This is a genomic window from Rhodococcus sp. ACS1, assembly GCF_002300155.1.
Lineage (GTDB): Bacteria > Actinomycetota > Actinomycetes > Mycobacteriales > Mycobacteriaceae > Rhodococcus_F > Rhodococcus_F koreensis.
In genome coordinates, this window is the sequence record NZ_NSDZ01000008.1 from 543,621 (window position 1) to 557,319 (window position 13,699).

Annotated in this window: 13 protein-coding genes and 1 pseudogene; 5 read left to right on the forward strand and 9 right to left on the reverse strand. The window is 66.0% G+C overall.

Annotated elements, in window-relative coordinates:
• Positions 1–424: 424 nt before the first annotated feature.
• The 6 genes from CJ179_RS36780 to CJ179_RS36805 are packed head-to-tail and all read right to left on the reverse strand — an operon-like array spanning position 425 to position 6,765.
• On the reverse strand, positions 425–1,324 hold the full coding sequence (locus CJ179_RS36780; protein WP_095864707.1) for an ABC transporter ATP-binding protein: 900 nt from the start codon (positions 1,322–1,324) through the stop codon (positions 425–427).
• Positions 1,321–2,121, reverse strand: a complete 801-nt coding sequence (locus CJ179_RS36785) for an ABC transporter ATP-binding protein (RefSeq protein WP_095864708.1) — start codon at positions 2,119–2,121, stop codon at positions 1,321–1,323. The genes CJ179_RS36780 and CJ179_RS36785 overlap by 4 nt, the downstream gene beginning before the upstream one ends.
• A 3-nt stretch (positions 2,122–2,124) precedes the next feature.
• Complete coding sequence (locus CJ179_RS36790; RefSeq protein ID WP_095864709.1) at positions 2,125–2,985, reverse strand: ABC transporter permease; 861 nt, start codon at positions 2,983–2,985, stop codon at positions 2,125–2,127.
• Positions 2,982–3,932, reverse strand: coding sequence for an ABC transporter permease (locus CJ179_RS36795; RefSeq protein WP_179377790.1), 951 nt, complete (start codon positions 3,930–3,932; stop codon positions 2,982–2,984). Before CJ179_RS36795 ends, CJ179_RS36790 begins: the two co-directional genes overlap by 4 nt.
• Complete coding sequence (locus CJ179_RS36800) at positions 3,932–5,575, reverse strand: ABC transporter substrate-binding protein (protein ID WP_095864710.1); 1,644 nt, start codon at positions 5,573–5,575, stop codon at positions 3,932–3,934. The genes CJ179_RS36795 and CJ179_RS36800 overlap by 1 nt, the downstream gene beginning before the upstream one ends.
• Positions 5,572–6,765 carry a C45 family peptidase gene (locus tag CJ179_RS36805; RefSeq protein ID WP_095864711.1) on the reverse strand — a complete coding sequence of 398 codons (1,194 nt, stop codon included), beginning with the start codon at positions 6,763–6,765 and terminating at the stop codon, positions 5,572–5,574. Before CJ179_RS36805 ends, CJ179_RS36800 begins: the two co-directional genes overlap by 4 nt.
• Before the next feature lie 159 nt (positions 6,766–6,924).
• Between CJ179_RS36805 and CJ179_RS36810 the strand changes: the two genes are divergently transcribed.
• Positions 6,925–7,773, forward strand: a complete 849-nt coding sequence (locus CJ179_RS36810) for a MurR/RpiR family transcriptional regulator (protein ID WP_197436384.1) — start codon at positions 6,925–6,927, stop codon at positions 7,771–7,773.
• Between the two features lie 183 nt (positions 7,774–7,956).
• On the opposite strand, the gene CJ179_RS36815 is transcribed toward CJ179_RS36810, so the two are convergent.
• Entirely contained in the window at positions 7,957–8,247 is a 291-nt protein-coding gene (locus tag CJ179_RS36815; RefSeq protein WP_095864712.1) for a DUF4193 domain-containing protein, read from the reverse strand.
• Positions 8,248–8,260: 13 nt separating this feature from the next.
• Positions 8,261–8,599, reverse strand: coding sequence for a WhiB family transcriptional regulator (locus tag CJ179_RS36820; RefSeq protein WP_095864713.1), 339 nt, complete (start codon positions 8,597–8,599; stop codon positions 8,261–8,263).
• A gap of 774 nt (positions 8,600–9,373) precedes the next feature.
• Here CJ179_RS36820 and CJ179_RS36830 point away from each other — a divergent pair.
• From CJ179_RS36830 to CJ179_RS36845, 4 genes are all read left to right on the forward strand, one after another.
• On the forward strand, positions 9,374–10,399 hold the full coding sequence (locus CJ179_RS36830) for a hypothetical protein (RefSeq protein ID WP_143548980.1): 1,026 nt from the start codon (positions 9,374–9,376) through the stop codon (positions 10,397–10,399).
• Positions 10,400–10,443: 44 nt separating this feature from the next.
• Positions 10,444–10,668, forward strand: coding sequence for a hypothetical protein (locus tag CJ179_RS36835; RefSeq protein ID WP_095864716.1), 225 nt, complete (start codon positions 10,444–10,446; stop codon positions 10,666–10,668).
• A 39-nt stretch (positions 10,669–10,707) separates the two neighbouring features.
• The gene (locus CJ179_RS53295) at positions 10,708–11,067 is read left to right on the forward strand and encodes a hypothetical protein (RefSeq protein WP_257015965.1); all 360 of its coding nucleotides are present in this window, start codon (positions 10,708–10,710) and stop codon (positions 11,065–11,067) included.
• A gap of 531 nt (positions 11,068–11,598) precedes the next feature.
• Positions 11,599–12,753 carry a histone-like nucleoid-structuring protein Lsr2 gene (locus CJ179_RS36845; protein ID WP_095864830.1) on the forward strand — a complete coding sequence of 385 codons (1,155 nt, stop codon included), beginning with the start codon at positions 11,599–11,601 and terminating at the stop codon, positions 12,751–12,753.
• A 381-nt stretch (positions 12,754–13,134) separates the two neighbouring features.
• On the opposite strand, the pseudogene CJ179_RS54210 reads toward CJ179_RS36845, so the two are convergent.
• Positions 13,135–13,694 (reverse strand): annotated as a pseudogene (locus CJ179_RS54210) (N-formylglutamate amidohydrolase).
• Positions 13,695–13,699: the final 5 nt, after the last annotated feature.

The window sequence follows — 13,699 nt, forward strand, 5'->3', positions numbered from 1 at the left end:
GCCATTCCCGCTCGCTGATATCCAGATCGGACCGAAAGGCCGGGGAGGGGGTATAGCCATGGCTCACCTCACAGTGCTTTGTCCTTAGGATATCGCTGCTGTGGGCTGGCATGCTTGACGCAACAGGCGAGGCCGGCGGCGCCCACAAGATCGCGAGGTCGAGTCGTTCGGCAACTGTTTGGTGCAGCGGGCTCATCGAGCGAATCATTCCTAATGAGTGGGTGTGACATGACAGCGGTGGGTAAAGCATCGGGCGGTGAGTCGGATGTGTGCTCACCGCGAGGGGAAGATGGGAAGGCGAAGGGCGGGAGATGCCCTGCCCGGGCGCATTCGTTGGAGGCACTTGGGCGTGCAGACGATGGACATGGGGTGTGGTGGGTGGGTGGTTGCTTCTCGTGTGGAGGGATCCACTGGGCGGAGGCGGTCAGGCGAGGGCGATTGTGCGGGCCGAGGATGCGCCCGAGCGGGTGGTGTTGTGTTGTTCGGCGTTGAAGCGGCGGCGTTGTTCGACGATGGCGGCAGGGTCCCAGCCCTCTCTGGGGGTCGAGGACACCAGCAGCCGGGTATACGGATGCTGGGGTGCCTGCAGCACTCCGGCTGTGGCCCCTTCCTCGACGATGACGCCCTTGTAGAGAACGAGGACGCGTTGGGTGACTTCGGCGACCACGGCGAGATCGTGGCTGACGAAGAGCAACCCGACTCCGGACTGCTCCCGGATCTCGTCGAGCAGGGCGAGGATCTGGGCCTGGACGGAGACGTCGAGGGCGGAGACGGCCTCGTCGAGGATGACCACGCTCGGCAGGACTGCCAGCGCCCGCGCAATCGCCACTCGTTGACGTTGCCCACCGCTGAGCTGGTGGGGCTTCGATGCGGCGTGTGTGTCGGCGAGCCGCACCTGGTCGAGTAGTTCCCGCACGCGGGACTGCTTTTCGGCGCCGGGGAGCCTGCCGCTGTGCAGTGTTATCGCGTGTTCGAGGCATTGCTGCACGGTCAGCCGACGGTCAAGGGAGCCGTAGGGGTCCTGGAATACCATCTGTACTTCCCGCGCCCTGCGCAACCGGTGGGCCTTGCCGTGGGCTGTGGACAGGCGGTCGTGGCCGTCGACGAACAGGGTGCCCGAGTCCGGGCGTTCGAGGCCGGCGACGATGCGGGCGATGGTGGACTTGCCCGACCCGGACTCGCCGACCAACCCCAGGGATTCCCCGTGGCCGATCGTGAACGACACGTTGTCCACTGCGGTGATCGCGGGCTGGTGTCTGCCGACGCGGAAGGTCTTATGGAGGTTGGTGGCGATCAGGGTGGAGGCGGTGGGCGGATTGCTCATCGTGTCGGTTCCTTCGGTCGCGGAAGGGTGGGCGCAGCGTCGAGAAGTGTCCGGGTGTAGTCGTGTTCCGCTCCGGCGAACAGGTCTTCTCCGCGCCGTTCTTCGAGCACCTGGCCGCGGTACATGACATACACGCGATCGCAGAACGCGGCGGCGAGGTGCAGATCGTGGGTGATGAACAGCATCCCGAGACGGCGCTCGTCCTGGACTGCGCGCAGGATGGCGAGCACTTCGGCCTGGGTGGTGACATCCAGTGCGCTGGTGGCTTCGTCGGCGACGAGCAGCCGTGGCTGGGCGCTGAGGGCGGCGGCGATCACCACCCGCTGGAGCATGCCGCCGGAGAGCTCGTGCGGGAACTGCTTCATGCGCTGTTCGGGTCGGTTGATGCCGACGGCGTCGAGTAGTTCCAATCCGGTGCTGCGGGCCTGTTGCCTGCTCACGCCGTGGACGTGGACGAGTCGCTCGGTCAGCGAGTCCCCGATGCGGCGGACCGGGTTGAGGGAGGCGCGGGGGTCTTGGTGGATGATTCCCACCTGGTGTGAGCGGACCGTGCGCAGCGTTTTCGGGTCGGCGGCGGTGATGTTGGTGCCGTCGATGCGAATGGTTCCGGTGATGCGGGCGTTGGCGTCGAGGAGGCGCAGCGCGGCGCGGGCGGTGCTGGACTTGCCGGAGCCGGATTCGCCTACCAAGCCGACTGTTTCGCCCTGATCTACGTGCAGGCTGACCTCGGTGAGGATCCGTGTCCGCCCGGTAGGAGATTCGTAGTCCAGGGTCAGGTTCTCGATATTGAGCAGCATCGTCTACCTCCGGGAGTCGAGTCGGTCGGCGATGCGGACGCCGATGATGTTGACGGCGACGACGACAGCTGCGATCGCGATGCCGGGTACGGCGGTGGGCCAGAAGAAGCCGAGCAGTATGCCGTCCTGGCCTTCTTGGACCATCAGGCCCCATTCGGAACTTGGCGGTTGGGAGCCGAAGCCGAGGTAGCTGAGTGTGGCCAGTCCCATCAGCCCCTCACCGAAGAGCACCACCAGGTATCCCAGCAGTGCGGGTGCGAGGTTGGGGATGACGTAGCGCACGCACACGGTGACCGCTCCGACGCCTTGGACGCGATAGGCGTCGATGTACGGGCGGGACAATTCGGAGAGGGCGATGCTGCGGGTGAACTTGGCGATCACCGGAGCGAACGCCAAGCCGAGTGCGATGACTGCCGTGAACGGGCCCTTGCCGAAGACCGCGATCATCAACACGACGAACAGCAGTCCGGGGAACGCGAACATCACGTCGGTGATGCGGGCGAGCAGGGTGTCGACCCAGCCGCCCTTCCACGCCGCGACGGTGCCGATCGCTACACCCAGCGCGGTGGCGATGATCAACAGTACGAGCGGGCCGAGAAGGCTTGCCCGAGCTCCGAAGATGATGCGGGAGAGTAGGTCTCGGCCGAGTTGGTCGGTGCCGAGCAGGTGCGCAGTGCTGGGACCTTCCCAGATGGCGTCGAAGTCGATGGCGTCCGGGGGGTAGGGCGCAACCCAGGGTGCGGCGAGGGCCACGAGAATCACCAGGGCTAGGAAGGCGATCGCGGTCCAGTACCCGAGACGCAGTGTGCGGGCTGGTGTGGTGTGTGGGGTGCTGACGACGGTGTGGGCAAGTGTTGTGCTCATGACGAACTCACCTTGCTGTTGATTCGTGGGTCGAGGAGCGGGAGAAGTAAATCGACGAGGGTGGTGACGATCATGTAGCCGATCACCATGTACAGCAGGACCGCTTGCACGACCGCGAAGTCGTGGGCGTTGATGGCGTCGACGAGCAGGGCTCCGACGCCGCTGATCCCGAAGACGCTTTCGATGACGACGGTGCCGGCGAGGAGGCTGGCCACCACCAACGCGACCATCGTGATGATCGGGCCCCAGGAGTTGCGTAGCACGTGCCGGGTCACGATCTTGCGCTCTGCCACGCCGAAACTGCGCGCTGCACTGACGTGGTCGGCATCGAGTTGTTCGACCATGGTCTGCCGGGTCACCCGGCTGACGATTGCCAGAGCGCCGATTGCCAGCGACAGCGCGGGCAGGGTCAGATGGTGGATCTTGTCCAGGACGCCTTCTCCTGCTCCCATGACCGGGAACCAGCCGAGCCGCACCGAGAACTGGGAGATCAGGAAGATTCCGATCACGAAGGTGGGCACCGAGGCGGCGAGGGTGGTCGCCGCGACGACGATCGAGTCGGCAGCCCGGCCGCGGCGCAGGGCCGCGATCACGCCGAGCCCGATACCGAACACCGCGAACAACACCGTGGCGTAGGCGACCAGCGCCAGCGAGTTGGGGATGCGGCTGGCCATCAGGTCAGCCACCGGCTGACGGTACTGTGCCGATTCTCCGAGGTTGCCGGTGAGAGCGTTGGTGGCCCAGTGCCAGTACTGGGCGAGCATCGAGTCGTCGAGGTGGTACTGGGCGCGCACCGCCGCGACCCGCTCGGGGGTCATGTTCTCCGGGTTGCCGATCAGCACGGTGACCGGATCACCGGGGGCGGCGTACATCGCGGCGAAGATGACGAATGAGCTCACTACGAGGGTGACGAGCATGCCGGCGGCCCGGCGCAGTGGAGTAAGCATCAGTTCTTCTCCGAGCTTCCGAGAGCGGCGGCCCACGGGTAGTACAGGTACGCCGCGGATGCCGGTGCACCGGTGATGTGGGTGGACAGGGCGAGCGTGGAGGGGGCCTGAACGACGGGGATCCATACGGCGGACGCCGCCCACAACTGCTGCAGGGTGTTCACCAGGGCGGCGCGCTCGGCGTCGTCGAGGGTGCGTTGGGCGGTCTTGACGGTGGTGTCGTAGTCCGGGTTCGTGTATCCCGCGAAGTTCACGCGGGCGGTGGAGGCGCCGTTCTTGTAGAAGCCGATCGGATCGTTCTTGGAGATGTAGTACTCGTCGATCCAGAAGTCGGCCTGGTTGCGCAGGGTCTCGTCGGTGTAGAAGTCGCCGTACTGCTGGTTCGGGACGGTGACGATCTCGGCGTCGAGCCCGATCTTGCGTGCGGCGTCGACGAGGGCGCTGGCGATCACCCCGCGGGTGGACTGCCCGTCACTGGCCACCACGATCGGTGATTCCGACGTATCAGCCTCGGCGACCAGTGCTTTCGCGGCGGACAGGTCGGCGTCGGATGGTTCGGCGGGTGCGCCGGGCAGCTGGTCGTAGGCTGCTTCGAACGCCTCCCGCTGGTAACCCCACGCGCCGGGGCCGACCGGGGTCTTCGACGGTTGCGCCAGCCCACCGAAGGCGGCTTTCGAGATGCCGGTGCGGTTCAGGGCAAGGGACAGTGCCTTGCGGATCCGCTCGTCGGTGGCGCCGCCGCGGTCGGTGGGAAGGAGCGACCAGGCGTTCGTGGCGGGCCCCTGGGTGAGGGCCACATTGTCGGCGCCGCGTAACGCTACCGCGGCCGCCGGGCCGTCCAGGTAGGCGCCGTCGATGTCGGAGCTGGTCAGCGAGTTCACCACGGCGGACTGGTCTGCCCAGGTGAAGCGCACTTCCTCTGCGAGAACCGGTCGGCTCCTGTCCCAGTACGTCGGAGACTTGGTGATCGTGACACTGCTCCCGGGCGACCAGTCGGTGAGTTGGTATGGGCCCGAGCAGGCGTCCGGGCTCGACGGCGTGCCGAAGTTCTCGCCCTGGGCCTGCACGACGCGTGGATTCCAGATCACCCCACCGTTTCCGGCCATCGCTTGGATGAACGTCGCATCCGGCTGCTTCATGATCACGGTGATTTCGGCGGGACCTGTCTTGGCGATCGATTCCACGTTCGCGTACTCGTCGGATTCGTCCGCGTCCTCGCGGGCGTGGCGCTGCATGCTCCACAGCACGTCGTCGGCGGTGACCGGGCTGCCGTCGTGGAAGACCGCGTCGGTTCGTAGGGCGAACACCACATGGGTGTCGTCGACCCATCGCACGGTCTCAGCGAGGCGGGGGGAGGTGGTCAGATCGGGTTGGACCTCCATCAGCCGCTCGCACACGTTCGCGAGAATCGTGTTCTCCGAGGCGCCGCTGTCGATGTCGGTGTCGAAGGTGGCCGGCTCATCCGGCAGCATCCAGGAGACTGTCGACGTGGGACCGGCGGCGGCTGCCGTGTCGGCTGCGTAAGGCAACGCGGCTGCCGTGGTGCCCGACGGTGTGGCGGTGCATCCGCTGAGCAGCACGGCCGCGGCAGGAAGAGCCAGGTAGCACCCGATTCGGGTGCGGGACGAGGCATGTCGAATCATCGGATGGCCTTTACGGGTGAAACGTGTGGGTGGCGGGAGGAAGGACCGTCGAATGCGTTCCACGGCAGCTGCTCGTACTCGTGATCGCACGGGGTCCCGTTGGTCACGAAGTAGTCGCCGGTGGTGAGGTCGACGCAACTCGAAAGCACTGTCGCCCACTGCCGCACCCTCGGACGCCGCTCGTCGGGGTGAGTGCACACCGATTCGGGGTAGCCGAGATGATCCGACATTGCGGCCCGCACCAGCGCGAGCGCCTCCGAGCGGTCTTCGGCGTACCGCACGGCGGCCATGCCTTTGGTCGCCTGGGGTACTCGGAACAGGGAATCCACCGAGACCGGCCGGTACCGACCGGCCAGCTGGGGCGGGATCCTCCCTTGGAAATGGTTGCCGTGGACCAGAAGTCCGTCATCGGGGTAGATCCAGTCGATGCCGTGGGGGGTGATCTCAAGGTCCACGGAGAAGCCGGAACGGTGCGAGAGGACGGCGTTGCCGGCGATGTGCGGGATGGTGCGGGCGAGCACGTTGAGCGCGTCGGGAAGCTCGCTCTGATCGAGCACCATCCGACGGATGAAGGTCTGCGGCAGTCCGATCGCAGAATCGAACCGCCCGCCGAGACCATTCGCGTTGAGGGCGATTCCGGCCGAGTTCACCCCGTGCCTGCCGATTTGCCCGGCCTCCACCTGCATGATGACGGTCGGCAACGGATCCTGGACAACCCTCAGGGCGACAAGGGTTTTTTGGGTCGCGGCACGCCAGTCCCAGTTCTGGCCGACGTACATGTGGCCGTCGCCGGAGGCGCCGTCGGTGAGGACGAACGAGGTGCATCCGTCCGCGCTCTCCCGCTCGTCGTTCTCGGTCGCGGGGTTGGGGGATGCCGGACTGCTGCCGGCGTCGTAGATGATCTCGCCGCGGGCGTTGAGCGCCATCAGGTCGAGCACGTCGCGGGAGGCGCCGTCGGCCACCCCGCGCAGTTCGGTGACCAGTTCCGGGGCGTGCTGTTCGCACAACCGCAGCCAATGCGCGGCCTGATCTTTGACATCGTTCCAGGTCATGCCGGTCTGGACGTGGAAGGCGTCCTGGTAGTAGGCGACGGCGTCGTTGATCAGGTCGCCGGTCGCGGAGCCGTAGGCATGTCCCCGTTCGTAGGCGTTTCCGGTGACTTCGACGGTCCGGATGGATACATCGTTCATTGTTTGTGGGATTCCTTCGATCGCGGATCGTCCTGGTCAGGCGGTGGCGCTGGGGCTCAGGGGTCCGGGTTGGTTCGATCTGTGATGCACACTACAATCGCTGAAATGGACGATACACGCAACAGGTCAGCCGTAACAAGTGTTACCGACAATCCTGGAGTGACCGAATTGCGGGCCCGGGTGCGCGGCCAATGGGACACCATGTCCCGGGCGGAGCGGGCAGTCTCCGACTTCCTGGCGAACTGCAGTGCCGAACGACTGCTCTATGCCAGCGCCGCCGATCTCGGCGCGGAGAGCCGCACCAGCAACGCAACCGTCGTCCGCACAGTGCAAAAGCTGGGGTACACCGGCCTGTCCGAACTCAAACAGCAGGTGGCAGCCCCCTTCAGCTCCACGGTGGCCCCCGAGGTGCGGCTGCAGCAACGCATCGCTCACCTCGGATCCGGATACGAGGACGTCAGTCGCAGCGTGTGGGCGGAGGCGCGAGAACGCATCGAGCTCGCCGAGAACCTCCTCAGTGCGGACGCCGTGTCCCAGGCCATCGAGCTGATCCTGCACGCGCGGCAGGCTCACACGTACGGGGTGGGTTCCTCGGGTATCGCCGCCGCCCACCTCGCACTCCGGCTCAACCGGGTGGGGTGCCCGGCCCGGCACATCGACAGTGATGGTTTCGCCCTCGCCGACGAGTTGCTCCACATCCGGCATTCGGACGTCGTCGTCGTCTTCGCCCCCGGCCGCGTCATCACCGAGGTTGACGTCATCTTGAGCCGAGCTCGGGATGTCGGTGCGAACGTAATACTCGTCAGTGACGAACTGACCGATTCCCTGTCGGATCGGGTGGCCGTCGCGCTGATGGCGCCGCATACACCGACCGGTCTCAGCGCGGAGGCGCTCACGTCCATCCTCGTCGGCGACGTCCTGGTCCAGTCGATCGCGGCGATCCATCCCGACCTCGCCGTGGAGACCTCGCATTCGCTGACTTCGCTGCGCACCAAACTCGGCTACTGAACCCGAGTCCTACGAGTCCACGCCGTCGATCGATCCGGCGATGCTCGATTCAGTCAGCGGTTCGGTGTACATCCCGCGCGGTGCACTGTCCACATCTCGAAATCACACACCAATCCTATTGAGGTGGACTCGAAATCGGCTCGGTGCCCGCAGGCGCCGGGGTGCTCGGAGGTATCGATGTCCTCAGGCGCAGTCGCGGCAGAGTTGTTGCGCCGTGTCGGCGAGGCGGCTGCGGTGGTGGACCAGGAAGCAACTGGTGCAGGTGAATTCGTCGTCTTGTTTGGGGATGACGCGGACGGTGAATTCTTCACCGGACAGGTCCGCGCCGGGCAGTTCGAAGGATTCGGCGGTGTCGGTGTCTTCGACGTCGACGACGGGGGACTGGGTGTCTTTCCGGCTGGCGGTCAGCTGTTCGAGGGAGGTGTCCGGCTCGTCGGATTCGGTGACTCGTGGTGCGTCGTAGTCGGTGGCCATGGCTGTTCTACCTTCACGCTCTGGGTGTTCGGATCCGCCAGGTTAGAGGGTCCGTCGACACGACACACTCGCGGGGTCGGCCCGGGCGGCGGGTGCGCCGGGTGTGGCGGGCGCGCTCGGTCTCGGACATGCCACCCCAGATGCCATAAGACTCGGTGGCGGTGAGGGCGTAAGCGCGGCAGTCGGCGAGCACGGGACAGTCTTGGCAGATCTGTTTGGCGGCGCGCTCACGCCGGGCACGGACGTTGCCGCGTTCACCATCGGGGGAGAAGAACATGTCGGTGTCGCTGCCGCGGCATAAGGCGCGGTGCTGCCAGTTCGGGTGGGGAGAGTGGTGGAAATGATCAGGCACAGCGGGAGGAGTCGCTTTCGAAAGGGGAGCGGTGAGCCGATCCGTCGGTCAGGGCGGGCGCGCGGGTGTGGCGGGCCTGGGCTTGTGGCCGGGGATGTGTGCCAGGCAAATCGATGTCGGGGCGCTGTGGGTGGGCAGGACCTTATTGGTAACCGGGTTGGACTGTAGTGTGTCAGCGCATGGCATTTTGGAAAATGTTGTGCGACATAATGTTTCGACACATCGCGGTGTACTTCCGATCCCCGGGAGGTGGCAGTCGGGTGGCGGCAGTGACAGGCCCGATCCGGGGCTGTGATCGGGTCGACGCCGCGGCCGTAGGGAGTGTCGGTGCGGTGATGCCTGGGCTCGACATCGGTGGGACCGGGATGAACCCGGATGATTCACACTCGGTCACCTCTAGCGAGGTGGTGAACGGTGTGCAATTGATGGTAGCGACACGGCGAATGATACCGAAGGGTATCGCTCGAAAGTAACTGGCGTCACATCCACCGTCTCGTACCCCGGCGTCGCCGATGACCGTGAGGCGCCGGATCCACCTCTTCCGGAGGATTGAAGATGTTCCCCGAGCGGCGTGGTGTGCACTTCGGCTCCTCTCCAACGGTGCCTGTCCGGGTCGGCAACGGGACGTCGTACCCCGCCGCTCCGACAGCCGTTCCGCTCGCGGGAGCCGCTGGTGACTGGCACGTGGAGCGCGCGCACCTGGACACATGGTCTTACGATACTTACACTTGTCGATATCGTAAGAAACGTAGTACTCGGGTGGAGCGGGTCATCATGAGCAAAGAAGACGGCAACGCAGGTCGCACGCGGTATCGGGTTGTGAATCGCGGCGCGGGCCGGTTCGGGTTTACTGCCGCGAGCCGGTGGCCCGGCCGCACCGGTGGCGCTGCTGCTGGTCGTTCCCTGCACGGCTCGTCCCCGGCTGTACGTGGTAATCGCGTCGCGGTGGAGCCGCGGATCGCGGGTGGCCGGGCGGGCGGGACGCAGGTTCGGGAGCGCCCGAGGAGTGCGCAGGAGTGGCAACGGGAGATCACCCGTGTGGTGTTCTCGTTCGAGGGTGCGTCGCGGCGCCCGGCCGGGGGCATCGAGATCGACTTCGAGCTCCGGTTCGATCTCCGGGCGACGGGGCTGGCGCTGGATTGGCTCACCGACGCGTTCCGCACCGCGTTGGACGCCGCCGATCTCGCCGACACCGGCGGTGTGGTGATGCGGGCGTTGTTCGACACCGCCGATACCGACGTGGTCACCATCCAACTGCAGCGGCTACCCCGTGCCACCCGCGCTGCCCGCACCGAGGGCGGCGCGGGTGACCGGGCGCCGCGCACCGAACGGGGTCTCGCCGATCCGGCCCCGACCGTCACCGTAGGAACCGATCCGCATGGACAGGTCGAATTGGAGACCGCGACCGGCAACCTCACCTACCCGTCCCCACTCTCCCTGTCGGGCGACACGATCTCCTCGACCGAGGTCTCGGAGATCCTCTCCCCGTCCGGGAATGTGAATCGGGCCCTGGCCAACGCCAAGCGGAAAGCTCATCAACTTCTCGGGCTGAAGGTCGGCAACCAGTACCGGTATCCGCTGTTCCAGTTCGACCGCGAGCGCAAACAGATCCGCCCCGTCGCCGAGCACGCGAACCGGCTCATGGAATGCGACCTCGACCCGTGGGGAACGCTGGACTGGTGGTTCACCGAGAACCCACTGATCGGTGACCAGCGGCCGGTGGACCGCCTTGCCGTGCACACGCTGACCGAGGCCGAGGTGGAGCTGATGGTGGCGGCCGAGCAGATGGGCATGGACTGACACCGGGTACTGAGCGCTACAACGGCCGGCCCCCGCAGACCCGGGTGATCCCCGCGGGCACCACACTGCACCGGATCTCCGGTACCGGATCCCCGCACCCACCGAACTCGTTCAATGCCAAAGGTATCCGCGCACTCGGCGACCCGCTGCAGGGGCGGTTCGAGCCGATCGGCGACTCCCACGGCGGCTACCTCTACGTCGCCCTGTCCCTCGCCGGCGCCGTCGCGGAAGGCATCCTCCGCGATATCCCCATCCCCGGTCGGGGATAGTGCGCCGCACACGACTCGCCCGGCAAGACACACACCCGGATGGTCCTCGGCCGGGACATCACCGTGGCGTCCCTCCTCGACGGCGACCTCCGATCGCTGAACCTGTCCGGGACCCTGGTCGGCTGTGACCGTGGCGCCTACACCTGGTCCCGCACCACCTGCCATCAGATCCTGGGCGCCGACCCCAGCGTCGACGGGGTGATCTACCGCTGCCGCAACAACCCCGCCGAACTCGCCCTGATGCTGCTCGACTGCGGAGCCCTCGACTCGGCCGCACTTCCCATCGCCGAATCCAACGACGTGATGACCGCCCCGGGCACCTTCGACGAGGTCGTCAAGGTCCTCGACGAGGTCCACCACCTGAAATACGTGGGTGCGGGCAGCGCCCGACTTCCGTAGCCCGGTCCTCGAGAAAGGTCACGGACGGTGGATGCGCATCCCACGCCAGGACGCAGGGTCGTAACTGGTGTTGGGATCGGCGGTCGATTGCGAGAATGGGGTCTCCGGTGTGGCCCTCCCGCTTTCCTCCCGGCCGTGGTTGCGGGCTCGACACTTTCCCGCCGCTGTTCGTTCTTGAGCTGCGTTTCGTGTCACGGCAGTCTCGTGGCCTTCGGTGCATGTGCGAAGGTCCCGCTGGGATGACCTCTGGTCGTTGTAATTGGATGCAGTGCAAGAATATTCGCATTCGCCATACTCGCGGGCGGAAGAAGTTCCTGGCCTGCTTGGCCGCAGTGGTCCTGCAGGAGTCGGCACCGTCGACAGATGGTGCTCTGTATGTTTCTGCTGGACGACAAGGGTGATGGCACGGGTCCTCGGGAATCAGGGCGGCCCGCGTGTGATTACTTGCCGTTTCGATCTGCTGGCGGTGAGAGGGCCGAAATGCCGCTACTGTGTGCGATCGACGATTGCCCGGCGAATAGGGAGAAAAGTATGGCGGTATCACCGAGGGGTTCTGCAGGTTCGGCGCACAAGACGACGAAAGAGATTCGTGAGTGGGCGATCGGGGAGGGATTGGAGGTGTCTTCCCGAGGTCGGATTTCGGCCGAGATCGAGCAAGCATTCGATGCCGCGCAGGCGAAGAAGGCTCAGGTCAAACCGGCGCCGGTAAAGAAGACGGCTGCGAAGAAGATCGTTGCGGAGACGGCGGCTGCGAAGAAGCGGCCCGTGAAGAAGGTAGTCGGAGGAAAGGCTCCAGCGAAGAGGGCGGCGGCGAGCAAGGCTCCAGCGCAGAAAACGACCAAGGCGATTCGTGAGTGGGCGATCGGGGAGGGTTTGGAAGTGTCCTCCCGAGCGAGGATCCCGGCCGAGATCGAGCAAGCCTTCCATGACGCTCCGATGCAGAAGGCTCAGGTCAAACCGGCGCCGGTAAGGAAGACGGCAGCGAAGAAGACAGCTGCCAAGAAGACCGCCGCGGCAGCTCCGGTCAAGACGACAGCGGCGAGCAAAGCTCCGGCGGAGAAAACGATAGGCGCGACGAAGACGGCTGCCGAGAAGCCGACCGGGACGAAGGCGGCCGTGACGAAGCCGGTCACGGCGAAGGTGCCGGTGAAAAAGGCAGTGGAGAGTAGGGCTCCGATAGATACGACGAACAAGGAGATTCGTGCGTGGGCGATCGCAGATGGCCGCGAGGTGTCCTACCGCGGAAGGATTCCGGCCGAGATCGTGCAAGCCTTCCACGACGCTCAGACACAGAAGGCTGAGGTCAAACCGGCGCCGGTGAAGAAGGCGGCAGCGAAGAAGACAGCTGCCGAGAAGACGGCTGTGGCGGCGGCTCCGGTCAAGAGGGTAGCGGCGGGCAAGGCTCCGGCGAAGAGGGAAGTGGCGAGCAAGGCTCCGGCGAAGAAGGCGGGGAAGAAGACAGTTGCGGCAAAGGTAACTTCGGAGAAAACGGCCGTGAAGAAGTTGGTCGCGGCGAAGGCGCCGGTGACGGGGGAAGGGGTGAGTAAGGCTCCGGCGAAGAAGTCTTCGAGGGAGATTCGTGAGTGGGCGATCGGGGCGGGTCATGAGGTGTCCTCCCGCGGCCGGATTTCGGTCGAGATCGAGCGAGCCTTCCATGATGCTCAGGCCGCGATGCCGGTCGCGTGACTTGCAACATGGCCTTGGTGCACAGCGTGGCCATTCTGCCGCGAAGGCTATGAGTCTGTGGGGACCATGACCCTCGGCGGTCGGCGGTTGTCCGCCGCCGCCGCAGCGGTGCCGGGGAGGGGCGCGAGGTATCTCGGTGAACCCGACTTAACGATTCCCGCGCGGCATTGGTCGTCGGAGACGCCCGCGTCGCGCAGCCGTATCCAGTCGACTTGTGGATCGGGAAGGCCGCATATGTGCGTTGGGGAACCGCCGGTGGCCGCGGTTGCCGGTATCTGAGCACCTTTCGGTGACACGATGGGCAGGTGGGGAGACAGAGCGGGATTTTCGGGGTTGTGGGTGTGGTCGTCGGGCTGGTGGCGGTGGTGGTATTCGTCGCGTTTACGTCGCGGCCGTACACGGTGGCCACGTCGTTCCAGCCAGCTGTGAGTGATCCATGGATTGTGGTGAGGGTCGTTCTCGGCGGTGCCATGGTGGCCGGGGCCGGTTGCGGGGTGGTGCTGCGGCTGTCCGGGTGGCGGATGGTGCGGGATACGGCGAGCGCGGACGAACGCCGTGGTCGGCGCACCTTCCTGCTGGGCCGGACCGTCGCCGCGGCCCTGGGTCGACGGCGCCGAGGAAGTACCCGTGCGCGGAGTCGACGGTTGAGAAGATCGCCCGCGCCCACTCGGCGGGCTCCGCGGGCGGCAGAAACCGTGGCACGCCCGTCTGCGCGTCGACGGTGTGCACGTTGCCGTGACGGCGAACCCGGCTGCCGCGGGAAACCACTCCTCGGCCGCAACATCGAACGGTGCAATGGACGTGTGAATCCGCAGCTCGATGTCCGTTCCGGTGCGCGCCGCCGCTGTGATGATGTGGGAATCCGCCGAAGCATCCTGTACAGCCAGGTTCGGCAGCGCCTGGTGGCCGTCGGCGCGGACGCTGCCTGGATCAGCGGACATGGAGC

What these genes read in the sequence shown, in the direction of transcription:
- CJ179_RS36795 (WP_179377790.1), bottom strand. Translation starts at nt 3,932, where the DNA reads ATGCTTACTCCACTGCGCCGGGCCGCCGGCATGCTCGTCACCCTCGTA.
- CJ179_RS36815 (WP_095864712.1), bottom strand. Translation starts at nt 8,247, where the DNA reads ATGGCCACCGACTACGACGCACCACGAGTCACCGAATCCGACGAGCCG.
- CJ179_RS36785 (WP_095864708.1), bottom strand. Translation starts at nt 2,121, where the DNA reads ATGCTGCTCAATATCGAGAACCTGACCCTGGACTACGAATCTCCTACC.
- CJ179_RS36790 (WP_095864709.1), bottom strand. Translation starts at nt 2,985, where the DNA reads ATGAGCACAACACTTGCCCACACCGTCGTCAGCACCCCACACACCACA.
- CJ179_RS36830 (WP_143548980.1), top strand. Translation starts at nt 9,374, where the DNA reads ATGAGCAAAGAAGACGGCAACGCAGGTCGCACGCGGTATCGGGTTGTG.
- CJ179_RS36845 (WP_095864830.1), top strand. Translation starts at nt 11,599, where the DNA reads ATGGCGGTATCACCGAGGGGTTCTGCAGGTTCGGCGCACAAGACGACG.
- CJ179_RS36780 (WP_095864707.1), bottom strand. Translation starts at nt 1,324, where the DNA reads ATGAGCAATCCGCCCACCGCCTCCACCCTGATCGCCACCAACCTCCAT.
- CJ179_RS36805 (WP_095864711.1), bottom strand. Translation starts at nt 6,765, where the DNA reads ATGAACGATGTATCCATCCGGACCGTCGAAGTCACCGGAAACGCCTAC.
- CJ179_RS53295 (WP_257015965.1), top strand. Translation starts at nt 10,708, where the DNA reads ATGGTCCTCGGCCGGGACATCACCGTGGCGTCCCTCCTCGACGGCGAC.
- CJ179_RS36800 (WP_095864710.1), bottom strand. Translation starts at nt 5,575, where the DNA reads ATGATTCGACATGCCTCGTCCCGCACCCGAATCGGGTGCTACCTGGCT.